The 24,971-nt window shown below is 39.8% G+C and carries 18 protein-coding genes and 1 pseudogene; 16 read left to right on the plus strand and 3 right to left on the minus strand.

Features of this window, described 5'->3' with window-relative positions; all coding sequences use genetic code 11:
- Window positions 1-23 precede the first annotated feature (23 nt).
- Both LEP1GSC195_RS14695 and LEP1GSC195_RS14700 read right to left on the minus strand, forming a co-directional pair.
- Window positions 24-1,651: pseudogene (locus LEP1GSC195_RS14695) on the minus strand (glycoside hydrolase family 13 protein).
- A gap of 1 nt (window position 1,652) precedes the next feature.
- Entirely contained in the window at window positions 1,653-4,202 is a 2,550-nt protein-coding gene (locus LEP1GSC195_RS14700; RefSeq protein ID WP_015680978.1) for a [protein-PII] uridylyltransferase family protein, read from the minus strand.
- Window positions 4,203-4,241: 39 nt separating this feature from the next.
- Between LEP1GSC195_RS14700 and LEP1GSC195_RS14705 the strand changes: the two genes are divergently transcribed.
- The 15 genes from LEP1GSC195_RS14705 (at window position 4,242) to LEP1GSC195_RS14775 (ending at window position 23,328) form a co-directional block, all read left to right on the plus strand.
- Window positions 4,242-4,715 carry a hypothetical protein gene (locus tag LEP1GSC195_RS14705; RefSeq protein ID WP_015682660.1) on the plus strand — a complete coding sequence of 158 codons (474 nt, stop codon included), beginning with the start codon at window positions 4,242-4,244 and terminating at the stop codon, window positions 4,713-4,715.
- A gap of 18 nt (window positions 4,716-4,733) precedes the next feature.
- Window positions 4,734-5,975: a glycoside hydrolase family 172 protein gene (locus LEP1GSC195_RS14710; protein ID WP_015681980.1), complete on the plus strand. Its 1,242-nt coding sequence runs from the start codon at window positions 4,734-4,736 to the stop codon at window positions 5,973-5,975.
- Complete coding sequence (locus tag LEP1GSC195_RS14715) at window positions 5,968-6,885, plus strand: sensor domain-containing diguanylate cyclase (RefSeq protein WP_015681330.1); 918 nt, start codon at window positions 5,968-5,970, stop codon at window positions 6,883-6,885. Before LEP1GSC195_RS14710 ends, LEP1GSC195_RS14715 begins: the two co-directional genes overlap by 8 nt.
- A 147-nt stretch (window positions 6,886-7,032) precedes the next feature.
- Window positions 7,033-8,064 carry a heat-inducible transcriptional repressor HrcA gene (gene hrcA, locus LEP1GSC195_RS14720; RefSeq protein ID WP_015680692.1) on the plus strand — a complete coding sequence of 344 codons (1,032 nt, stop codon included), beginning with the start codon at window positions 7,033-7,035 and terminating at the stop codon, window positions 8,062-8,064.
- A gap of 11 nt (window positions 8,065-8,075) precedes the next feature.
- Complete coding sequence (gene grpE / locus LEP1GSC195_RS14725; RefSeq protein WP_015682340.1) at window positions 8,076-8,648, plus strand: nucleotide exchange factor GrpE; 573 nt, start codon at window positions 8,076-8,078, stop codon at window positions 8,646-8,648.
- Window positions 8,649-8,670: 22 nt separating this feature from the next.
- The gene (dnaK, locus tag LEP1GSC195_RS14730) at window positions 8,671-10,605 is read left to right on the plus strand and encodes a molecular chaperone DnaK (RefSeq protein WP_015680656.1); all 1,935 of its coding nucleotides are present in this window, start codon (window positions 8,671-8,673) and stop codon (window positions 10,603-10,605) included.
- 20 nt (window positions 10,606-10,625) lie between these two features.
- On the plus strand, window positions 10,626-11,753 hold the full coding sequence (gene dnaJ / locus LEP1GSC195_RS14735; RefSeq protein ID WP_015682355.1) for a molecular chaperone DnaJ: 1,128 nt from the start codon (window positions 10,626-10,628) through the stop codon (window positions 11,751-11,753).
- Between the two features lie 24 nt (window positions 11,754-11,777).
- Window positions 11,778-12,740 carry a Gfo/Idh/MocA family protein gene (locus LEP1GSC195_RS14740; RefSeq protein WP_015680752.1) on the plus strand — a complete coding sequence of 321 codons (963 nt, stop codon included), beginning with the start codon at window positions 11,778-11,780 and terminating at the stop codon, window positions 12,738-12,740.
- Window positions 12,740-13,306, plus strand: coding sequence for a YqgE/AlgH family protein (locus LEP1GSC195_RS14745; RefSeq protein WP_015681164.1), 567 nt, complete (start codon window positions 12,740-12,742; stop codon window positions 13,304-13,306). The genes LEP1GSC195_RS14740 and LEP1GSC195_RS14745 overlap by 1 nt, the downstream gene beginning before the upstream one ends.
- A 22-nt stretch (window positions 13,307-13,328) precedes the next feature.
- Entirely contained in the window at window positions 13,329-14,078 is a 750-nt protein-coding gene (locus LEP1GSC195_RS14750; RefSeq protein WP_040507177.1) for an SDR family NAD(P)-dependent oxidoreductase, read from the plus strand.
- Between the two features lie 178 nt (window positions 14,079-14,256).
- Window positions 14,257-15,681, plus strand: coding sequence for a circularly permuted type 2 ATP-grasp protein (locus tag LEP1GSC195_RS14755; protein WP_015682450.1), 1,425 nt, complete (start codon window positions 14,257-14,259; stop codon window positions 15,679-15,681).
- A 9-nt stretch (window positions 15,682-15,690) separates the two neighbouring features.
- Window positions 15,691-16,659 (plus strand): alpha-E domain-containing protein, encoded by a 969-nt coding sequence (locus LEP1GSC195_RS14760; protein ID WP_015681555.1) that lies wholly within the window; start codon window positions 15,691-15,693, stop codon window positions 16,657-16,659.
- A gap of 2 nt (window positions 16,660-16,661) precedes the next feature.
- On the plus strand, window positions 16,662-19,919 hold the full coding sequence (locus tag LEP1GSC195_RS14765) for a transglutaminase family protein (protein WP_040506798.1): 3,258 nt from the start codon (window positions 16,662-16,664) through the stop codon (window positions 19,917-19,919).
- On the plus strand, window positions 19,920-22,454 hold the full coding sequence (locus LEP1GSC195_RS14770) for a circularly permuted type 2 ATP-grasp protein (RefSeq protein WP_015680550.1): 2,535 nt from the start codon (window positions 19,920-19,922) through the stop codon (window positions 22,452-22,454).
- A complete protein-coding gene (locus LEP1GSC195_RS14775; protein ID WP_040507178.1) occupies window positions 22,447-23,328 on the plus strand; it encodes a transglutaminase family protein in 882 nt (293 codons plus the stop codon). Before LEP1GSC195_RS14770 ends, LEP1GSC195_RS14775 begins: the two co-directional genes overlap by 8 nt.
- A 133-nt stretch (window positions 23,329-23,461) precedes the next feature.
- Here the strand turns inward: LEP1GSC195_RS14775 and LEP1GSC195_RS14780 are convergent, their stop codons facing one another.
- A complete protein-coding gene (locus LEP1GSC195_RS14780) occupies window positions 23,462-23,824 on the minus strand; it encodes an arsenate reductase family protein (RefSeq protein WP_015681347.1) in 363 nt (120 codons plus the stop codon).
- A gap of 50 nt (window positions 23,825-23,874) precedes the next feature.
- Between LEP1GSC195_RS14780 and LEP1GSC195_RS14785 the strand changes: the two genes are divergently transcribed.
- Entirely contained in the window at window positions 23,875-24,960 is a 1,086-nt protein-coding gene (locus LEP1GSC195_RS14785) for a UDP-N-acetylmuramate dehydrogenase (RefSeq protein WP_015681655.1), read from the plus strand.
- Window positions 24,961-24,971: the final 11 nt, after the last annotated feature.

Below are 24,971 nucleotides of genomic sequence, written 5' to 3' on the forward strand. Positions count from 1 at the left end.
CGCCCCACTCTTAGATCAAAAAATCACCTGCCAAAGATAACAGCTTCATTCGGGAACAATACTAAACCGCCAGTGTCCAATTCCTTTTCTAGTTCAAATGATGAGGTTCTGTTTGCTGTGCTGAATAGAATTTCGTTTAGGATCCATTTTCTAGGATAGGAAACTTTGACTGGTTTTGCAGAGAAGTTTAAAAAAATATAAGTATCTTCTTTTCCGTCTCTTCTGCGATAGTATAGCGCTTGTTTGTCGTCGGATATTAATATTTTTAACTTACCTTTTCGCAGAGATTTTCTATCTTTCCTTAATTGGATTAGTTTTTTGTAAGTATGAAATAGTGAGGTGGGATCTTCCATTTGTGATTCCACATTCACTGTGTTTGCTTCTTCGTACAAAGGAAGCCATGCTTTTCCAGTAGTGAAACCTGTGGTTTCTGAACTATTCCAAGGCATAGGAATTCGTTCGGGATCTCGACCGGGATGGAAAGGCCAATAACGTTTTCCCACAGGGTCTTGGATTTTTTTGTAGGGAACTTTTTGGCGTTTCATACCAATCTCTTCACCGTAGTAGAGGAAAGGTGTTCCGCGAAGCGTTAACATCATACAGGCTGCAAGTTGGGCGCGGGCTTTTGTATCGACACCTTTTTCATAACGAGTGATGTGGCGAGGAAAGTCATGGTTGGAGAGAGTATAGTTCGGCCAATTGTCTTCTCCGAGTGCGGATTCAAAGTCCTTTACAATTTGAAAAAATCGTTCTGCTTTCCAAGGAGAAAAAAGAAACATAAAGTTGAATGCAAGGTGTAGTTCGTCGTTACGGCCACAATAGGTAGCAGGAAGAAGGACGTTTCCTGGGAAGTCTTGCATGATCTCACCAACAAACATACGTTTATCGGAATACGAATCGAGTAGTTTGCGCATACGTCGTAAGATCCCATGCATTTCGGGACGGTCACGATCATAAGTATGTACTTGTTTGTCGTAAGGTCTTGGGCCTTTCATAAAATAAGAAGCATTGTTTCGGAGGAATTCATCTTTTACATATAAGTTGACCACATCCAAACGAAACCCATCCACACCCATATCCAACCAATACTTCATCATTCTGAAGATGGCATCTTCTACATCGGGATTACGCCAATTGAGATCTGGCTGTTCTTTCAGAAAGGAATGGAAATAGTATTCACTGGTACGTTTGTCGTATTCCCAACCCGATCCGCCAAAAGCACCGAGCCAATTGTTAGGTGGTCCTACATGAGTTGGTTCTTTCCAAATGTACCAATCTCTTTTAGGGCTATTGACAGAGGATCTGGATTCTAAAAACCACGGGTGGAGGTGAGAGGTATGGTTGACCACAAGATCCATATGATTCGGATTCCACGTTTGTGTGCTTCCTTTAACAACCGTTTGAAGGTTTGAGTGTCACCATAAACAGGATCAATTTCTTCATAGTTTGAAATATCATAACCAAAATCAAACATGGGAGAAGGATACACCGGTGATAACCAAATCGCATCAATCCCAAGAGAATCTTTGGAACCTGCAAGATAATCCAATCTTTCGATGATTCCTTCTAAATCACCAATGCCATCTCCATTGGAATCTTGAAAACTACGTGGGTAGATTTGATAGATAACTGCTTCTTTCCACCATGCCATATTAAAAGTTAATCTCCATGATTCCTAGGTTTTCTTTCACTCGAGCTACCGAGAGGATTTTTTCTTTGATTGCCAGTAGCAGGCCTGTATCTTCAATTTTTTTACCATTTTTGGTTTGGATATGAAAGGAGTCATAAGCAAAATCCGCACTGGTTGAGATCCTAACAAAAATCACTTCGAGTTCAAAGTCGAGTAATGTTTTTAAGATTCGATACACAAGTCCAATGGAATCAGGAACTCTGACTTCTAAAACAGAATAAGATTCAGAAAGATCGTTGGCAAATTTGACCAACTCTTCTACCATTCCGTCGGGAATTTCAGGTAGTGTTTTCCAGATATTGGTTGTGGAGGCCAAATCTTCAATATTGGTTTTCCCTTCGATACAATCGGCGAGTGTAGATTCAATGTCTGATATTTGTTCTTCTGCGATCTCACCACTTCCGAATTCATCAGTGATTTGTGCTTGTAAAATGAGTTGGTCCTCTTCAGTTCTAAATAAACGGAGTCCTACCAAATTAAGTCCTAAAGAAGAGATGGTTCCCGAAAGGTACAGTAACATTTGTTTGTCGGATTGGGCAAAGATGGACAAAGTGACGAAGGCAGGTTCTCTTTCTGCGATCATCCGGAATGGCAATCCTGAACTTTTCCAATCATACAGTAAGATGAAATGCTGATACACTCGTCTGGGAGTGTTGTAGTTTAAATAGGAGGAAGGCCTTATCTGCATTCCAAACTCAACAATCCGTTCCGATTGTTCGGTGGTTAGTCCTTCTTTTTCGATTAAGTAGGTTTCGAGAGTTGATTCAATCCGTTCTTGGGTATCGGCAAGATTTCCTTTTTGCAGATATGCTAGAGTGGAAGTGAATAGGAAATGTAAGATTTCTTTTTTCCAGTTGGTTAGGATTCCTTGCCCTACTGACTTAGTATCGATAATGGTAAGTATGTATAACAACCGCAAGGTGTTTTCGTTCGAAAATTGTTTTGCAAAAGAGGCGATGAGTTTGGGATCATAAATATCTCTTTTAGAAGAAAGTTCTGACATCACAATATGTTCGGCAACGAGGAATCGTAAAAGTTCCGTATCTTCTTCTGACAACCGAAACCTTTCTGCAATGATGAGAGCAAGTTCCGCACCATATTGGCTATGGTCTCCTTCTTTAACCTTTCCCGCGTCATGGATGAGAATGGCTAGGGCCAAAATCTCAATTTTTTCACATACATTAAATACATCTTGAATTTGTCGGTCTTCCCATAAATCGGCGATGAGAACATCAAGTTCCCTTAAGATAAGGAGAGTGTGTTCGTCCACGGTGTATTGGTGGTGATAACTAAATAGAGGAAAGTTTGTACAAGCGCCAAATTCAGGAATCAGTTTTCCAAGAATGTTACACTCATGCATAAGAGTGAGGGTATGCCCAACACGTTTTTTTTGCCGTAACATGCCGAGAAAAGTATCTAAAACAGATTTTTGGTTTTTGAAATCATCATCTAAGAAGTGTGATGCGAATCTGATTTCATTTAAATCGATTCGAGAAGGTTCTTCTTCGTTTAATTGAGATTCCGCAAAGAATTGGATGATGTCATCATACAAACTGTCCGGATTAGAAAGTTCTCTTTGGATTCTTTTTTTGTTTCGATTGGTTTTTTCATCCAAATATGTTCCAATATAAAAATACACTTCCTTTTGGGCTTTGTAGAATTGGCTCATAAAGGATTCGAGAGTTTTGATTTCGTTTTTTGGTCCAAAACCTAAAAACTCCGCCACTTCCGCTTGCAAACCCAAATCCAATCGATCATTTTTACGACCGCTGATGATGTGAAGTGCCGATCTTGTTAATAGTAAAAAATCGTAAGCTGATAGAAGAGTTAAACTATCACCAATCAAATAAAAATCGAAAATACCCCCATCAGCGGAGTCGGCCAAAGGATTGGTTTTTTCAATCCAATACATATGTTGTATATCACGAAGTCCTAATGGATCATTTTTAATGTTAGGTTCAGAAAGTAGGATGGGATTGTAAGAATTGATGATTCGTTCGCGAAGGTAAGACAATTTCCATTCGTTAAAAACTTTGATGGTTTTTTCAGGAATTTTCCCGAGAAATTCTGTTTTGTATTTTTGAAAAAGGACTTCTGACCCCACAAGAAACCGCGAATCAAGGACAGCATGGAAGGTTTCGATTTGGTCTAAATACAAAAAAGATTCTTTGATCGTGCGGCAAGAATGCCCCACTTCCTTTTCGTTGTTATATAAGAATGTGTTAATTTTTGAAATGATTTCGCTTAGGAGTTTGTCGGAGAGTTTTCCGTCATGCAGATAAAGAAGATCAATATCGGAATAGGGAGCCAGTTCCCTTCGGCCATACCCACCAACGGCAATCAAACAAAGATGGTCTTTTAATGGGATCCCATCGGATACTTCGTTAAAAAGAGTCCGAATGGACTCATCAACAAGATTACTCAACTGGCGTGTGAAGAGCCGACCAGATGAAACTGTTTTGGCTTTTGGGAATGTCCGTTGCAGTTTTGCCTTGAGTTCTGATTTCATCATGTTAAGATGGGATCTCCTACCTTATTGGACAACTTTAACATGAATCCGAAGATTAAAATCACAATTCAGTTTATTTTCAGCCATCTTTCCGCTTATCTCCTGGTTTCGATTCCCTACTTCCAGTTGGTGATGAAGGATTATTATGAAGGGGACAGTGCTGTTTTCCCATTGTTTCTTATCACAGCAAACGATGGCGCCGCTTGGTCAAGAGCTATGACTTGGTTATTTCCTGCTTTAATATTTCAGGCAGTCCTAATGGTGAGTTTTTTAATCGTGATTTGGGATTGGTTTCGAACACAGAGCTTCGGTAAACAAATGTTTGTTTTGGTTTGGATGAGGACAGTCCTTGGTGGACTTGCTGCGATCTCTCCTGCTGTGGGGAGTTTGGAAGGAATGGTATTCTTAATTCCAGAGGTTTCTTTTTCGATCCATCTCTATGTGGTATTCGAAATTTTTTTACAGTCACTTGTCCAAGCAGGAATTTTTCTGGGCCTCATGAATCGTTTTAAATAATTCAGACAGCAAATATCTATGTATTTTAAGTATTCTAAATTGTTCACTAAATCAAGTCGGAAGAAAAAGATTTCCTTTTTGGTGAGTTCTTTCTTTTTCTCTTTTCTTGGATTTATAATATTCATTTCTACTAATGTATTGTTTGCTGATGGATGGGAATCTTCGATTTGGAAGGATAAAACCTACCGCAACCAAAGGATTTCCAGTGCCGATCCTACCAATGGGAACGATGACTTTATCAAAATTCCAAAAAAGAAAACGGTGACTATCGCTGAGATTAAAACCAGGGGTGTCATCAAACATATTTGGATGACACTTGCCAGTAAAGATCTTATGGCTCGTAAAAATGCGGTGATCCGCATCTATTGGGACAATCATAAACATCCTTCCGTGGAAGTTCCGTTAGGTGAATTTTTTGGACAAGGCTGGGGAGAAGAATACATTTTAAATTCAGCTCCTTTGGTAGCAGCTCCCAAAAAAGGAAAGTCTATGAATTCTTACTTTCCTATGCCCTTTGAAACAGGAGCAAAAATTGAAATAGAAAATGAATCGGATGAGGATATCAGTAATTTTTATTTTTATATCGATTATGAAGAATGGAAAGAACCATTAGATTCCAGTTTACGTTTTCATGCCCAGTGGAATCGCAGTATTACACAACCTAACACCAGCAATGGGAAGGAAAATGAATGGGCCCTTCTTGGAGAAACAGAAAAGACTGTTTTTAAAAAAGAAAATTACTTCTCCGTTCTCGAAACAGAAGGCAAAGGGCAATTTGTCGGACTCAATTTATATGTAGATTCCCCAACTCCCCTTTGGTATGGAGAGGGAGATGATTTAATTTTTATTGATGGGAACCAAACAGAAGCCAATCTAAAAGGAACAGGAACCGAAGATGTTTTTAACACAGCTTGGTCACCAAAAGAAGTCTTTATGCATCCATACTTCGGATATCCACGAGTCTCGGATTCTGTTGGTTGGTTAGGTAGAACTCATTTATATCGATTTTGGGTGGAATCCCCCATAAGGTTTGAAAAAAATTTCCTATTCCTTTTAGAGCATGGACATGCAAATTCCTTGACCTTAGATTTAACCTCTGTTGCTTATTGGTATCAGAGTCTGATTCCAAAGCCAATGAAGGTTTTGCCGAAAAAAGAATTCCGCGTCAACAAACCGGAAATTAATTTTCGTCACATCCACAAGTGGCGGGATTCATTCCGAAGCGAAAAAGGTTATGGGGAAATTTGGGGAAATGAATGAGATTAATACAGATGTGTTTGCGAGAGAAATTGTTTCGCAATCCATCGATGCCATCGTTGTTTTAGATACAGATAGTAAAATACTTTTTAGTAATTTAGCATTACAGTCGTTAACTGGTTTTTCGAAAGAGGAATTAGACCAAAAAACGTTTTCTTTTCTTTTTCCTCCGAATGAGAAAGGGGAACAAAATTCCATAGAAACCTTTGTTAGTTCCAAAGATTCCCACTATATCGCCGGGTTTTTAAAAGAATTGGAACTTGTCACAAAACCAAAAGGCACCATTCCGGTAGAAATCCGTGCCTTTACCATTCGCAATGAAGACCAAATGTTTTATGCAGCAATCATTCGTGATGTGAGGGAACGTAGACGACTTGAAGAACAAAAAAATGTTCTTATCAATAGTTTGAAACGATTGGCCTACATGGACGAACTCACCATGTTGCCCAACAGGCGTTCCTTTGCTGAAACCTTACAAAAAACAGTCGCTACCGTCAAACGACGTAACAGGGAATCAGTTCTCGCAGTCCTCGACATCGATCATTTTAAGGTCATCAACGATACTTACGGCCATGACATTGGGGATTTGGTTTTGAAAAAAATGGCCAATATCTTTGTGGATTGCCTACGAGAAGAGGATACCGTGGGAAGGATCGGCGGAGAGGAGTTTGGTTGCATTCTGCCAGATACTACCACCGAAGGGGCTTCCATCGTTCTGGACCGCCTTCGGGAATCTGTGGCTAGCCACCGATTTTTCATTTTTGATAACTATTATCTCAATATCACTCTGAGTATAGGTTTTACTAAGGTGCACCCGATCCAAAAACCAGAAGAGATTTTGAAGTTGGCTGACATTGCGCTCTACCAAGCCAAAAATCATGGGCGTAACCAGATCCAAGTTTATCCTGTGTGACATAATTTTAGCAGATTCTTTTAAACTCTGCTAAAATTCCAGGCTCCAATCTTCTTCCTGCTCGACGAAAAAATACCAAATCCGTAAACTTTAAGCATAGATTAGCACTCTAATCATCAGAGTGCTAAAGGAAGTGCCAAGAAGGATATGGATCTTTCGCCTAGACATCGTTCTATTTTGAAAGCTTTGGTCGAGGAATTTGTTTCGGATAACAAACCAGTCGGATCCAAAACCCTTTCTGAAAAATACGATATCGGAGTCTCACCCGCTACCATTCGATCCTGCTTAGCAGAATTAGAGGAGATGGGTTTTATCGTGGCACGCCATACTTCGGGAGGTCGGGTTCCGACAGAACGAGGGTATCGGCTGTATGTGGATAGTTTGGTGACTCTTTTTGAGCTTACCATGCGAGAGAAACAAAGGATCCAGGAAGAGTATCTTCGGATGCAATTTCGATTGGACCAAGTGCTCATCGCCACATCCAAAGTATTGGCTTCCCTTTCGCAATCTGCGAGTGTGGTTCTTGGTCCGGAAGGATCACTCGACACACTCAAACATATTGAACTCATCCATGTAAATGGTGGAGAGGTTCTTATGATTCTTGTTATGCGGTCAGGAACTGTGCTTAATCGAAATATTTTTTTCGATTACCACATCTCGCAAGAGACCTTGTACCAAATTTCAAGATATTTGAATGATAACGTCAAAGGTTTTGATGTTCATGAAATTCAGAGTAATCTGATTCCTAAGATGATGATACAAAAGGAAGGTCCAGAAGGATTTTCTCAATTTGCACCATCGATTGCGAGAGCCATGGGATCAGATAGCCAATCTGTTGATAACTTATACATCGATGGATTGAAAAACTTATACGAAAACTTTAAGGATGAAGAGGAACAATTAGAAAACATCCTGCATCTATTTGATGAAAAGCAGTTCCTCAAAGAGTTTTTTAGCGATTATGTTCCGATGGATGGTGTTTATACCATTATTGGAAAAGATGGTAATGAGAAGTTAGGTGGTGTAACCATCATCACAACAAATTACCGAATGGGAGAGAAGAGGATCGGTTCCATGGGAATCATTGGTCCTCAGAGGATGAATTATAACAAAGCATTACCTTTGATTGAATTCACCTCAAAGTTAGTTTCAGAAATGATTACGAAATTGAGTAGATAGTAGGAGGAAAAATGGCAGAAGAAACAAACGGGTCCGTGGATGAACAAAATGTGTCCGTCGAAGAAGGGCAGACCATTACGGATGAAGCCATTGAACAAGCAGTAGAAGGTGCCGAGAAGGAACTCGATAACGCTAAAAAAGAAATCGAGACTTTAAAAGATTCTTGGTTAAGAGAACGTGCGGAGTTTCAAAACTACAAACGTCGAACTGCAAATGACTTGTTAAATGCAAGAAAAGAATCCATCAAGAAGTTTGCGGAAGGACTCACTGGTGCCTTGGACAATTTAGAACGAGTGTCCAATGTTCCGAACCAAACTCCGGAAGTAGTTGCTTTCGTTGAAGGGATCAAGATGGTTCAAAAGGAATTTTATTCCGTATTGGAAAAAGAAGGAATCAAACGTTTGGATCCGAAAGGAATGCCGTTTGATCCAATGCTTATGGAAGCAATTGCTTCTGAGGAAAGTGCAGAGTTTGTTGAGGAGACGGTTGTGGAAACTTACCAAGCTGGTTATTACCATGAAGAAGGTGAGAACAAACAATCCATTCGCCCTGCACGTGTAAAAGTGGGAAAACCACAAAGTTAATATAAGTAAGAAGGAGAAGATTATGTCTAAGGAAAAAATTATAGGTATCGATTTGGGAACCACTAACTCTTGTGTGGCGGTTATGGAAGGTGGAGACCCTGTTGTCATTCAAAACTCAGAAGGGGCAAGAACCACTCCTTCGATTGTTGCCTTTACCGCAAAGGGTGAAACCATTGTGGGTCAGTTCGCAAAGAACCAGGCAATTACGAATGCGGTAAACACAATTCGTTCTGCAAAACGTTTCATTGGTCGTCGTTTTAACGAAGCTGGTGATGAATCCAAGATGGTATCTTACAAAGTGATCCGTGCTGGAAATGATGGAGTCAAATTTGAAACCGTTTCTGGTGAATTCACTCCACAAGAGATTGCGGCTCGTGTTCTTCAAAAAATGAAAAAGACTGCGGAAGACTTTCTTGGTTACGAAGTAAAGAAAGCTGTGGTTACCGTTCCTGCATACTTCAATGACGAACAAAGACAAGCAACAAAAGATGCTGGTCGAATTGCTGGTCTCGAAGTGGAACGTATCATTAACGAACCTACGGCAGCGGCTCTCGCTTACGGTTTTGATAAGAAAAAAACTAGCGCCAAGATCGCAGTATATGACTTAGGTGGTGGAACATTTGACGTATCCATCCTAGAGCTTGGTGACGGTGTTTTCGAAGTAAAATCCACAAATGGGGACACTCATCTTGGTGGTGACGACTTTGATAACGTAGTTATGCAGTGGATGATTGATGAGTTTAAAAAACAAACTGGGATTGATATCTCTGGAGATAAAAACACAGTACAACGATTGAAAGAAGCTGCTGAAAAAGCTAAAATCGAGTTGTCTGGAACATCTTCCACTCAAATCAATCTACCGTTCATCACAGCAGATGCATCTGGTCCAAAACATTTGGACATGACACTCACTAAAGCAAAGTTTGATGAGATCACAAGATCACTTGTAGAAAGAACTCGCATTCCATGTATCAATGCATTAAAAGATGCAGGTTTGTCTGCGAGCGAAATTGATGAAGTCATCCTTGTGGGTGGATCGATTCGTATCCCTGCGGTCCAAGCTCTTGTAAAAGAAATTTTCGGTAAAGAACCGAACAAATCTGTAAACCCAGACGAAGTAGTGGCAGTTGGTGCTGCAATCCAAGGGGGAGTTCTTGCTGGTGATGTTACTGACGTATTGTTACTTGATGTAACTCCACTTTCTCTTGGTATTGAAACTCTCGGTGGTGTGATGACAAAACTCATCGAAAGAAATACAACCATTCCGACAAGAAAGTCACAAGTGTTCTCTACTGCGGCAGACAGCCAAACAACAGTTTCGGTTCATGTATTGCAAGGGGAACGTGAGATGGCAAGTGCCAATAGAACCCTCGGTCGTTTTGACTTAGTGGGAATTCCATCGGCACCAAGAGGAGTACCTCAAGTCGAAGTCACTTTTGATATTGATGCGAATGGTATCGTTCATGTATCGGCAAAAGACTTAGGAACAGGGAAAGAACAAAAGATTCGTATTGAGTCTTCTTCGGGACTCTCTGAAGAAGAAATTAAAAAGATGGTGAAAGATGCAGAAGCTCACGCTGAAGAAGATAAAAAACTTCGCGAAGCCGCTGATACTAAAAACGAATTGGAAGCGATTGTTTACCAATTAGAAAAAACCATCGGTGAATCTGCTGACAAACTCGATGAATCAGAAAAACAAAGAGCTCAGGACGAAATCAAACGTGGCCGTGAAGCAATGGAATCTGGTGACATCGAACGTATGAAAGCTTCTCGTGATTCCATCCAAGAAGTAGCAATGCAAATTGGACAAAAGATATATTCACAAGCAGGTCCTGAAGCTGGTGCTCCAGGTGCGGATCCTGGTGCAAACGCAGGTCAAGGTGCAAGTGAATCTTCTGCCGGTGGCGAAAAGGTCGTCGATGCGGATTACACCGTAGTCGATGAGGACAAAAAATAAATAGAGAAAGAAGCAAAACTATGAGCGACCGTGGTTACTACGAAGTATTAGGCGTTTCGAAAGGTGCCTCTGATGATGAGATCAAGGGCGCCTATCGTAAGTTAGCCATCAAATATCACCCTGATAAAAATAAGGGTGATAAAGAAGCGGAAGAAAAATTCAAAGAGGCTACTGAAGCCTATGAAGTGTTACGTGATGCACAAAAACGTGCGGCGTACGATCAGTTCGGCAAGGCCGGCGTCAATGCCGGTGCGGGCGGAGGATACGGAGCAGGTGCTTATACAGACTTCTCTGATATCTTTGGAGACTTCGGTGACATCTTCAGTGAATTTTTTGGAGGTTCAGGTGGCGGCGGTAGCCGTGGTGGTGGAAGAAGGTCCGGTCCTCAAAGAGGATCGGATTTACGTTATAATTTAGAAGTCAGTTTAGAAGATGCGGCCCTCGGTAAAGAATACAAAATTGAAATCCCACGACTGGAAACTTGTGTGGATTGTTCTGGATCGGGAGCATCAAAAGGATCTTCGCCAACGGTATGTCCTGATTGTTCGGGAACAGGCCAAGTCAGACGAACACAAGGTTTCTTTAGTGTCACAACCACTTGTCCACGTTGTAAAGGAAAAGGAAAAGTCATTTCCAATCCTTGTAAAACCTGTAAGGGCGAAGGCCTAACAGAGAAAAGACGAACCATTCATATTAAAATTCCTGCAGGTGTGGAATCAGGAAGCCGACTCAAAGTTTCTGGAGAAGGTGAGTCTGGCCCGAACGGTGGTCCAAGTGGGGATTTGTATGTAGTGACACATATCAAAAAACACCCAACCTTTGAACGCCAAGGGAATGACTTAATTGTTCAAAAAACGATTTCGTTATCCATGGCTTGCCTTGGGGGAGAAATCGAAGTGCCTTCCATTGATGGAAAGACCATCCAACTCAAAATTCCGGAAGGAACCGAAAGTGGACAAATCTTCCGATTGAAGGGTCACGGGATTCCTTACCTTGGTTCTTATGGAAAAGGGGACCAACATGTAATCATCAAAGTCGAAATTCCTAAGAAACTTTCTAAAAAACAGAAAGAACTTATGGAAGAATTTGCCCGCGAGTCCGGAGAAAAGGTGGGTAGTGGTGGAAAATCGAAGTTGTTTTTCCGCTGATCTTTTGGAGTATTGAGAGCATCTATGGAGAAAAAAGTCCGACTCGGAGTCATTGGTACTGGCCACATGGGCCAATACCACGTAAACGTTGCCAAACAGCTTTCTGATGCTGAACTCATCGGGATATTTGATGCCAACTTAGAACGTGCCACTCAAATTGCTGAGAAACACAAAACAAAAGCGTTTCCTACAGTGGAAGAATTGTTAAAGGAAACGGATGCCATTGTCATTGCCGCACCTACTTTCCTTCATCATAAGATCGCAAAGCAAGCGTTAACTGAAAAGAAACATGTTTTGGTGGAAAAACCTATTTCACAAACAGTGGAAGAAGCAAAAGAGTTGGTAGCTTTAGCAAAACAGAACAACTTGATTTTACAAGTGGGTCACGTGGAAAGATTTAATGGAGCCGTTTTGGAATTGGGCAAAATTGCAGAACACCCGCTCCTCATTGAATCCAGAAGGATTGCACCTTATAACAGTCGCATCACTGATGTTGGTGTAGTTTTGGATATGATGATCCACGATATTGACATTGTTTTGAACTTGGTAAAATCTGAAGTCAAAGAAGTAAAAGCAGTTGGTTCTTCGATTGTTTCCAATCACGAAGATATTGCTAGTGTGGTTCTTACTTTTGCTAATGGATGTGTTGCTTCCCTCAATGCGTCTCGTGCTTCCCAAGCAAAAATCAGAACTCTCAATATTTCTCAAAAAGATTCTTATGTATTTTTGGATTTTACCAACCAAGAGATTGAGTTGCATAGACAAGCAAGTTCAACAACTCAACTCGGAACTGGCGAAATCAAATACAGACAAGAATCTATCGTGGAAAAAATCTTTGTTCACAAAGATAATCCTCTCAAACAGGAACACGAACACTTTGTTAAGTGTATTAAAGGAGAATCAGAACCTATGGTGAAAGGTGATTCCGATATTAGTACATTAGAAGTGGCTTACAAAATCCTGGAAGAAATTCACGGCAAAAAATAATGACACAAAATCCTGATTCAACTCGCGGAAAGTTACTCATTTCCAATTCTAGCGTGATTCAGGATTTTTTTCACAAAACCGTCATCCTTATGGTTGATCATGATGATGACGGTGCTTTTGGTCTGGTTATAAACAAACCTACCGACCAAACAATGGAATCATTGATTAAAAATCTACCAGAGAGTGCCTATTCCAACAAACAAGTGTTCTCTGGTGGCCCTGTAGACAGTATGTTTGTATCTATCATTCATAATGGTAAACAAACGGAAGATCCTGGTGTGGAAATTGTGCCAGGGATTTATATGGCAAGAAGTTTTGATACTATGCTTGAAGTTCTTTCTTCTGATCAAATTCAGTTTCGCGTTTTGCAAGGATACGCAGGTTGGTCTTCCGGCCAATTGGAAAGTGAATTCGAAAGATTGTCTTGGGTAGTTTCTGATCAAGTAGACGAATCAATTATTTTTCGGGAAGACGAATCTGAGGTTGTTTGGCGAGAAGCTCTTCGAAACAAAGGTGGAATTTACAAATACTTTGTTGACCACACAAAAGATCCGTCTCTCAATTGATCCACTAAATCAAATTGCCGATATGAAACTTGCTTCCAAAAAGATTGTGCTTAGTTCAGGTTCCTCTCCTTTGGGAAAAGAACTTTTGTCTCTACTTCTTTTGGAAGGGGCACTCGTTGTAGTTGGTGATTCAAATCCAGAAGAAATTCCCAATCATCCGAATCTCCAAAAATATAAAATTGATCCTTCGAAACCGGATCAAATGGAACGATTGATTGAATCGGCTATTGAAACCTTAGACAAAATCGATGTATTCATTCTAAATTCAGAACAAATCACTTATGCGGAAGATGAAAAGGAAGATTGGAACAAACTAAAAATCCTTTTTCATTCGAATACACTGGCACCAATTCATACGGTGCAAAGGTTAACCAATTTAATTTCGGTAGGACTTCATATAATCGTTGTTAGTTCCGATTTAACAAAGATCCCTACTCCTGGATTCGGATTGTATGGATCGACAAAATCCGCTTTGGATTATTTCTGGGATTCCTTTCGTAAACAAATAGGGAGAGAGTTCCGATTTTCGAGGGTCATTGCCCTTGAGCCGAAACTTTCTGATCCGAAACGACTGGCACTTCGTGTTTTACAATCGGTGCTACGGCCGAAGAAGAGAAGGTATGAGCATATATCTCAGTTGGGAAATCGGTTTATGCTAAAATTTTTACCTTTTTTGCGTTTTTTCCGAACCTTGGCTTATGCATTTCGGTTAAAACAAGAGAAAAAGAAGAAAATTTCCCCTAACGATTTGTCGCCATCCACTGAAAACTAATCATTCCGTACTATTTATAAACACCTACATCCTTCCTTTTCCTACAATGCTTATTTTATAAACACCAAACTCCCTCCCCCTAACCTTGTTATGTCGGATGAGCCTGGAATCCATCCTTTTGGGTCATATCTTCCATTTGGTACAAATATTGCTAACTAAGTAAGCAGAGGGTACCCCCATGTTTATCGCCGACTATAGTGAAAAGAATATATATGATGAGATGTTTTCTAACGAAGGTTATCCGCGTAAAAGTTACGACTTTGTAAAAACGAAAATGGAGAGTTTGGGTGGGATCGAACTCGTAAAACGCAGTAGTTCTGCAGAAAGGGCACTCATGTCACTCGGTATCACCTTTACCTTGTATGGCGATGGTGGCGAACAAGAAAGAATTATGCCTTTTGATGTCATTCCCCGAATTGTACCGAGTGAAGAGTGGATCAGTTTAGAAAAGGGACTCAAACAAAGGATCCAAGCACTTAATTTATTTTTAACTGATATTTATGGAGAAGGAAAAATTCTCAAAGATAAAATCATCCCTAGGGACATGATTGAATCTAGTTCCGGATATCTCAAACAATGTATTGGTTTGAAACCTCCGAAAGATATTTGGATTCATATTACAGGAACAGATTTAGTAAGAGATGGAGCTGGTGCCTTCCATGTGTTAGAAGATAACCTACGTTGTCCTTCTGGTGTGTCTTATGTATTAGAAAATCGTGAAGTGATGAAACGAACTTTTCCCGAACTTTTCGAAAAGTTAAACATTCGCCAAGTTTATGATTATCCTTACCATCTAAGGTCCATGTTAGAAAACCTAACAGACGTTTCAGATCCAGTGATTGCTGTCTGGACTCCTGGGGTTTACAATTCCGCATATTATGAACATAGCTTCTTGGCTCAGAAGATGGGAGTGTACCTTGTAGAAGGATCGGATCTCATTGTAGAAAATCATAAAGTCTATATGAAAACGACCAAAGGCCTCCGCAAAGTAGATGTGATCTACCGAAGGATTGACGATACCTTTATGGACCAATCGAGTTTTAGGCCGGACTCTTTGCTTGGTGTCAAAGGAATCTTTGAAGCATTTAAAAGAGGGAATGTGGCGCTCGCCAATGCACCTGGAACTGGAGTTGCTGACGACAAAGTAATTTATTCCTATGTTCCAAAGATCATTAAATACTACTTAGGCGAAGATCCGATCATTCCAAACGTTCCTACTTACCTTTGTTCCGAAGGTCCAGATTTACAATTTGTATTGGAAAACATTCATAACTTGGTCGTAAAGGCAGCTAATGGTGCCGGTGGGTATGGAATGATCATTGGTCCAAAATCGACAAAACAGGAGCAGGAGGATTTTAAGGAACTGATCAAAGCAGATCCAAGAAACTATATTGCTCAACCAGTTTTGAATCTTTCCACAGTACCAACTCTCATTGCCGATAAAATTGAATCGAGACACGTCGATCTGAGGCCGTTCATTTTGTACGGTAAGGATATATATGTGATGCCAGGTGGGCTCACTCGAGTAGCTCTTCGAAAAGGATCACTTGTGGTCAATTCATCCCAGGGAGGCGGTTCAAAAGACACCTGGGTTCTAGGATAAGGATACTATATGTTAAGCCGAGTTGCAGAATCAGTTTTTTGGATGAATCGATATATCGAGAGAGCAGAAAACTACTCAAGGTTTATTGACGTCAATCACCAACTATCTTTGGATTTAAACGAAGAGGTTCCGAACCAATGGTTACCACTTGTACATACAACAGGTGACGTTGAACTTTTTGAGAAAAGATACTCAGAGCCAAGTCCGTTGAATGTCATACGGTTTATGACTTTTGATGAAGAAAATCCTAATTCCATATTCCAATGTCTCTCCAGAGCCAGAGAAAATGCTCGAACCATTCGTGAAAATATTTCTACCTCCATGTGGGAAGTGTTGAATGAATTTTATCTTTTGATTAAAGATTATCGTAAGGTTTATATGGAAACTTCGGAATTACATGGGGACACTCTTTCCATGGATTTGTCTGAGTTTTTAAGCACGGTTAGAAAGAGCTGCCAAAGTTTTTATGGATGTTCGGATGCTACCATTTCCCATGATGAAGTCTGGAATTTTTCACTTCTCGGAAGATTTTTGGAACGTGCGGATAAAACAACTAGAATTCTAGACATGAAGTATTTCATTCTACTTCCTTCTGTTCATGATGTTGGTTCAACCTTGGATTTATTGCAATGGTTATCATTACTAAAGTCGGCCTCTGCCCATGAGATGTACAATCAAAAATACAAACGAGTGGATCCAACAGATATCGCTGAGTTTTTGATTTTGAATGAAACGTTTCCGAGATCGATATTCTTTTGTTTACAAGAGATGCAAGAGGCTTTGGAAAAAATCTCTGGTATTAAGGAAGGATTGCCGCGTAACTTAGCCCAGGATGCGACCACAGTTTATTTGAATCGGCTTAGATCAGAAAATATAAAATCCATTTTTGATAAAGGTCTACATGAATACCTAGATGATATTCAAATTGAATTAAATCACATCGGTGCCAAAATCGTGGAACGATTTTTTACAAACTAACTATGAGTATACGAGTTGCACTTTCCCATATCACAACCTATCAATATGACAAGTCTATTAAACTATCTCCACATGTAGTCAGATTAAGACCGGCCCCACATACTAAAAATCATATTGTTTCTTATTCATTAAATATATTACCGGAACAAAAATTTCTAAATTGGCAACAAGATCCATTTGGAAATTATTTGGCTCGATTAGTATTTCCAGAAAAAACCAATATATTACAAGTAGCGGTTGATTTAGTTACTGATTTAAAAGTAATCAATCCATTTGATTTTTTTGTCGAAGAATATGCGGAGAACTTTCCATTTACTTATGATAAGGTTTTAAAGAAGGAACTGGCACCTTATTTAAAAGTTAAAAAACCGGGGAAACTTCTCGCATCTTATCTAAAAACAATTGATTTAGAACCAAGAAGGATCGTTGAATTTTTAGTGGCAGTGAATGCTAAAGTATACTCTGACGTTGGTTATGTGATCCGAATGGAACCGGGAATCCAGCCAACTGAATTGACATTATCTTCTCGTATGGGTTCTTGTAGAGATTCTGCTTATTTACTCGTCCAGATACTCAGAAATCTGGGGCTTGCCGCAAGATTTGTATCCGGATATTTGATTCAATTGAAAGCGGATGTAAAATCTTTGGATGGTCCATCGGGAGCTGAATCCGATTTTACAGACTTACATGCTTGGGCGGAAGTTTATATCCCAGGAGCTGGATGGGTTGGCCTTGATCCAACTTCTGGTCTTTTTACAGGCGAAGGCCATATTCCATTGGCTGCCACTCCGGAACCAGAATCGGCCGGACCTATTTATGGTTTTGCTGAAAAAGCAAAATTGGAATTTTCATTTCACATGAGTGTGGAAAGAGTTTTAGAAACGCCTCGTGTCACCTTACCTTACCAAGACGAAGATTGGAATCGAATCATTCGGTTAGGTGATTCCATTGACAAACGAATTAAGAAAAATGATATCAGGCTTACTATCGGAGGGGAACCTACATTCGTTTCTACTGAAAATAGCGAAGCTCCTGAATGGAATTTTGATGCTTTAGGTTTCGAGAAATATTCCAAATCAGAACAATTGATCAAGAAACTCAGTAAACACTTTGCACCAGGCGGACTTCTGCAATATGGACAAGGAAAGTGGTATCCAGGGGAACCTCTGCCACGCTGGGCGATGATTTCCTATTGGAGAAAAGATGGAGAGCCTATCTGGAACCATCCGTATCTGCTTGCAGACGATCGTTATACGGGATCGGCCACAACAGAGGATGCGAGAAGGTTCATTAGTGTTCTTGGGGAATATCTTCGAGTTCCTACTACATCGATCCATACGGCTTACGAGGATAATTTATATTATCTTTGGCAAGAAGCCAATCTACCTGCTCAAACAGAATCGATGTTAGATGATCTAAACACTTATGATGAGATGGAACGTAAACGTATTCTTAAAGTAGTCGATTCTGGTTTACATCGTGAAGTGGGATATACTCTTCCTTTAGATTATGATGTAGTCAATCAATCTTGGACATCGGATGAATGGATTTTTCGACGTGGGAAAATGTATTTAATCCCTGGAGATTCACCTGTCGGATTGAGATTACCATTACATTCGTTAGGTGGAAAGCAAACACCTTCATCCCCTGAAGATCCAGCTGCTCCCAAACCAGATCTGCCCAAAGCAAAGGAATTAGGCCAGTCACCATTTCTCACAACTACAGTTAGTTATGTGGCAGCAGAAGAACGAACGCGTACGGCTCTTTGTGTTGAACCTAGAAATGGAAACATCAGAGTATTTTTACCGCCAATCAAGTCATTAGAGGGTTGGTTACGTCTGATTTATGCGATTGAACAAACAGCCCTTGGTACGGATATTCCTATTGTATTAGAAGGGTATGAAGCACCGCATGATCCAAGATTAAATCGTTTTAAAATCACTCCCGATCCAGGTGTCATTGAAGTTAATTTTCATCCTTCCTCTTCTTTCGGAGAGATCATTGAAAAGACAAAAATTCTTTATGAAGAGGCGCACCAACTTCGTTTGACAGCAGAAAAATTTTTGATAGATGGTCGTCACTCGGGAACAGGTGGAGGAAACCATATCACTCTGGGTGGTGCTTCTGTGGGTGATAGCCCGTTCTTACGTAAACCTTCGCTTTTACGAAGTTTGGTGGCGTATTGGCAAAACCATCCAGGGCTTTCTTATTTATTTTCTGGTATGTTTATTGGTCCAACTTCTCAATCTCCTAGGATTGATGAAGGTAGAAATGATTCTTTACATGAATTAAAAATTGCATTTCAACAAATTGATTCCAGTAAACATACTTCACCTTGGATGTTAGATCGAGTGTTAAGAAATATTTTAATCGATATTACCGGAAATACACATCGAACAGAAATTTCTATAGATAAACTTTTTGATCCTGGATCTCCTACTGGAAGATTGGGACTCATTGAAATGCGGGCTTTTGAAATGCCACCTCATTATCAAATGAGTGTGATCCAACAAGCATTTATGATGGCAATCATCTGTCGGTTTTGGGAAGATCCTTATTATGGAAATCCCATTAATTGGAATACGGACTTACACGATCGATTTATGTTGCCCTACTTTGTTTATCGTGATTTTAAAGAAGTAATCCAAGATTTACAGAATAGTGGATTTGGATTTTTATCAAAAGACTTTGATCCATTTTTTGAATTTCGATTTCCTCAATATGGAATTTGTTATTTGGACGGTATGGAAATTGAACTTCGTATGGCCTTGGAACCTTGGAATGTCCTTGGTGAAGAAAATACGGCGCAGGGAACTTCACGTGGTGTAGATTCTGCAACAGAACGAGTCCAAGTAAAAGTAAAAGGCTTTCATCCAGAAAGGTATAAATTGAGCTGCAATGGGTACGAGGTTCCGCTACAAGCAACATCTGTTCATAATGAATATGTTGCTGGTGTTCGTTTCAAAGCTTGGTCACCTGTTTTTACTTTACATCCTCACTTACCTGCACAACAATCTTTGGTATTCGATGTTTACGATACTTGGAATCACAGAGCGCTTGGAGGATGTACTTACCATGTTTCTCATCCAGGAGGATTGTCTTACCAAACGATTCCTATCAATGGGTATGAAGCGGAATCCAGACGAATTTCCCGTTTTTGGACTCATGGTCATAAGATTGGAAAGAGTTTACCACCGGTCCGGTTGGAAAATAAAGCCTTCCCATCAACATTGGATCTTAGGATGGTAACATTCAAATAGATGATGACCCAAGATCCTTATCAGTTAATCGGAAATTATAAAACGATTCCTGGAGTTTATGATGAACTCTATGATGCAGATGGTCAAATTCGGAACAAATATAAGTTCTTAGTTAAATCCTTCCAAGAGCTAGGGCCTGCTGAACTAGTCAATCGACGACGTGATACAGATCGAATTCTTAGAGAAAATGGAGTCACATACAATTTATACCAAACTGATTCACCGGAAGCAAAAGAAAGGCCTTGGGACCTGGATTTATTCCCATTGGTTATGGAAAGTGAAGAGTGGAGACTGTTAGAGAGAGGTCTTAACCAAAGAGCTGATTTATTAGATGCGCTTGTAAGGGATGTATATTCCAAAAGACGACTGTTACACGAAAAAAAAATTCCTCCAGAAATTCTTTTTAACGAAACTTCCTTTCTACGTGCTTGTGATGGTATGTATGATTCGAATCACTTCCTCGCTAAGAATCCTGCCCTCCTATTTTTTGTTTGCGATTTGATTCGGGCCGCCGACGGAAACTTTTATGTTTTGAATGATAGAGTCCAAGCTCCCTCTGGTTCTGGATATTCACTCGAAAACCGTATTGTACTCTCTAGAATTTTTCCTAGTATGTACCGTGATGCAATGGTTCATCGAGTTGCGGTTTATTTTCGATCATTGCGAAAATCCTTAACTCAACTTGCAGGTGTTACTGGGCGCGAACCTGTGATTGTATTATTAACTCCTGGTCCATCAAATGAAACTTATTTTGAACATGCTTATCTTGCTGGTTATTTAGGTTACACTCTCGTGCAAGGTGGGGATCTAACTGTTAGAAAAAATAAAGTTTATATGAAAACTGTGGAAGGTTTGCAACAAATCGATTTAATTTTGCGTCGGGTGGATGACAATTTTATGGATCCACTCGAACTAAGAGGGGATTCACTACTTGGGGTTCCAGGGCTTTTAGAATCAGTGCGTTCTGGAAATGTAAAAATTGCCAATCCGATCGGAACGGGTTTTTTGGAAAACCGCGCATTGTTGCCTTTTTATTCAGACTTAAGCCGTTTTTATTTAGGTGAAGATTTAATACTTCCAATGGCACCAACGTATTGGATGGGAACACCACACCACTTTCAATTAGTTCTACAAAATCCAGAAAAATATGTTTTTAAAACTGTATCTCGTACGGATGAAGAAAAACCGGTTACCTTTATTGAACTGAGTGGGGACAGAAAGGATTCCTTTTTGTGTAAGCTGAAATTATCCCCCAATCGTTTTATTGCGCAGGAAATGATTGCTTCTGCCACTGTTCCAGTGTTAGGTGAAAATGGATTCCGCCCAGGTCGCGCTATTATGAGAACCTTTGTTTCTTCTTCCGGATCTGGTTACCAAACAATGGCAGGTGGATTGGTTCGAGTATCACCTTCATTAGATGATTTTTTTATCACTAGTCAAAGAGGAGCCTGGAGTAAGGATTTATGGGTTCTCGCAACGGAAACGCAAAAAGAGGAATCACTGCTTGTTCCAAAATCAGATCAAGTTTTGATTTCAAGAAAAAGCGCAGGAGTTCCAAGTCGGGTAGCAGACAATTTATTTTGGCTAGCAAGATATTTGGAACGATCAGAGAACCAGACAAGAGTTATACGAGAAGCTACTTTTAAAATTTTACAAGTGGAAGATGGTTACGAAAGAGAATCATTGGAGAATTCGTTAAAATTAGTAACTCACGTCACCAATAGTTATCCTGGCTTTATTGGGGATGATGCAAGTGAATTATTTGTAAATCCATTCCCAGAGTTGCAACGACTGACGTCGGATCGTCAAGTAGTGGGTAGTTTGGCTTTCCATTTAAGAAGTTTGGTAATTGCTTCTAAATCGGTTCGGGATCGTCTTTCTGAAGATATGAAAAAGATATTATTACAGTTAGAAGATCAATCCAATCATGAAATTGAATCTTATGATCAGATTATAGATTTTTTACAAAAGATCATAGTGAATCTATCTTCTTTAACTGGGTTGTCCTTTGAAAATATGAGTAGGGAAGCCGGTTGGTATTTCCTAAACTTAGGTCGCCGAATTGAAAGATCTATCAATATGATTTTGATGTTACAAGGAATGATTCGATGGGATAGTTTTAGAGATAAGGCTTCTTTTGAAACATTTTTACGAATTAACGATATCCGACTAACATACAATCGACGTTATAGTGGGAAAATAGATCAGGAATCGGTATTGGATATTTTGTTATTTGATACAACCAATCCTAGGTCATTTGCATACCAGTTAGAACAAATCAACTCAGATATCCAGTTTTTACCGGGTAAGGATGAGAAAGTTGTTTATTCGGAAGACCGCGCAGCCCTACAATTGTATACCCACTTTAAGATGAAAGACATATCTATTTTCTTTGAGTTGGAAAATCCATTAGAATCGGTTTCTGTTTGGTTAGAAGAATTGCATAATTATTTGAAACAATTGTCAGAAGCATTGTCAGCACGATACTTCAACTATACCGAAGAACAAACGAGGATCGGTGATGGCAATGGCTGATTTTAAAGTAATTCATAAAACAAAGTATAGTTACGACGATACAGTTGCTTATTGTCATAATATGGCACATATGTACCCATTGACATCCCCGCACCAAGATTGTTTTAGAACACATGTGACTGTGAATCCAAAACCGGTAGTGTCTTCCTTTCGAAGAGATTATTTTGGAAACCAAGTATTTTTATTTTCTGTTGAGGACCCACATCGATTTCTAGAAGTCGTTGTTGAGTCAACAGTTCGGACACATCAATCTCTCGGAACAGACTTATATAAATCCACACCTTGGGAAAATATATATTCACTTATCCATGAATCAACGTTAGATGCAGATTTGTTATCCATTGAATACATCCAACCTTCTTCATTCATTGCAGCAAAAGATAGTTATTCGGATTTTGCCAAGATGTTTTTTACAAATGGCAAACCTGTTTATGCTGCTGCCTTGGAGATGACTAGTTATATTTATCAAACGTTTCAATACGATCCAAAGGCAACAAGTATCAACACCCCTATTGATCAAATTCTTCATGAAAGAAAAGGAGTCTGTCAGGATTTTTCACATTTGATGATAGCTGCACTTCGATCATTAAAGATTCCTACACGCTATGTGAGTGGTTATTTGGAAACACTACCTCCTCCCGGTACTCAAAAATTACAAGGAAGTGATGCGACGCATGCTTGGGTATCTGTTTATTGTCCTACTTTCGGCTGGATGGATTTTGATCCTACAAACGGAAAGATCATAACGGAAGAGTATATCATAACGGCTGTTGGGCGAGATTACGCAGATGTATCTCCCTTAAAAGGAATTCTATTTGGTGGTGGAAAACATAAACTTAAAGTTGAAGTAGATGTGATTCGTGAACAAATATGAACTTTTAGAAAGAATTTTACTGAAGAAGTGAATTCTATTGGAGAGATTCAGAGGTTTGTGATAAAAGGAATGCATTGGGAGGCGGGTCTAGTTCCCCACCCTCAAATCGGGCGGGGTACACATATTCCCGCCGCTACCCCAACTTCCCCTTCCACTCCTCTTCTTTAAACCCGACCAAAAACCAACCGTCTCCTACGACAAACGGCCGTTTGACCAAATTTCCGTTAGCTGATAGTTCCTTGTAAATTTGATCTTCCGTGAGAGTCCCTAATTTTTCCTTCCAATTTCCCTCACGGTAATCCTTCCCCGAAGTATTAAAAAGTTTTTTAATATCACCTAAGTATTGTTTTGCTTTTTTTAGCTCGGTGACTGTCGGAGGAGTCTCGCGGATAGGGATTTGTTGGAAATCTACTTTTTTAGATTTCAAATATTTGAGGGCATTACGGCAGGTGCTACATCCGGAATATTCGTAAACTTTGGGGTTGGAACGACTCATAAGACTGATTTTCTTACTTACGATTTTTGCGGAAACTTTTTATTGGAACTATGTTTGTCCAAAACAATATTCCCTTGGCTCCACTTACGACAATGCGTTTGGGTGGTGAGGCAAAATTCTTCATTTCAATAAAGACAACGGAAGACCTGGCGAATGCCTTAGAATTTTGTAAAAAGGAAAATCAAAAATTTTTTATTTTGGGTGGAGGATCCAATACTATCTTCAGGGATTCTGGTTTTCCTGGCGTTGTCCTTCAAATGCAAATCCCTGGCATTCGTTGTTTGGATACAAATGAAAATCATACAATTTTTCAAGTAGGTGCTGGTGTCATTTGGGATCATTTCGTTGAATATACAGTAAAACAGGGATTAGCTGGAGTTGAATGTCTTTCTGGAATTCCAGGTTCTGTAGGTGCCTCACCCATTCAGAATATTGGAGCTTACGGCCAAGAAGTCAAAGACTCCATTCTAAAAGTGGAATGTATGAATGCTTCTGGCGAAATTATAATAATTTCAAATGAAGATTGTAAATTCCGCTACCGAAATAGTGAGTTTAAATCTGGAATTTATAAAGATTTTATTGTAGTATCTGTTACATTTCAATTATCTAAGTCGACTCCTCCTTGTTTGCGTTATCCAGAAGTACAAAAAGCATGGGATATTTTCAATGAAGAGAACCCTTCAAAAGAGATACCTGACTCGGAACGGCGCAATTTTCAAATGGAGACCATTAGGAATTTGGTGATCCAACTGAGAAAGAAAAAATCAATGGTGTTGGATGATAGTGATCCAAACACCCGTTCTGCGGGCTCTTTTTTTACGAACCCCATTTTAACGGAAACTCAAACCAACGAGTTTTTGAAAACCGCCAAAAACCTTGGGTTTGAAAATCCACCGCTGTACCCAGAATCACCGGGATTCAAGAAACTCTCTGCCGCTTGGCTAATTGAAAACTCTGGTATCCAAAAAGGCGCCAAATATCCCGGGGGAGTAGGCATCTCAGAAAACCATTGTTTAGGTCTAATCAATATAGCAGGCACCACTACCTCACTTTTGGAGATGGCTGAATCGGTAAGAGGAAGTGTTTTTGAAAAATTTTCCGTTCTGTTGGAAATGGAACCGGTCGTAAGACCCTAAAAAAGATTTGG

This window comes from Leptospira wolbachii serovar Codice str. CDC (assembly GCF_000332515.2).
In the GTDB taxonomy this organism is placed as follows: domain Bacteria; phylum Spirochaetota; class Leptospiria; order Leptospirales; family Leptospiraceae; genus Leptospira_A; species Leptospira_A wolbachii.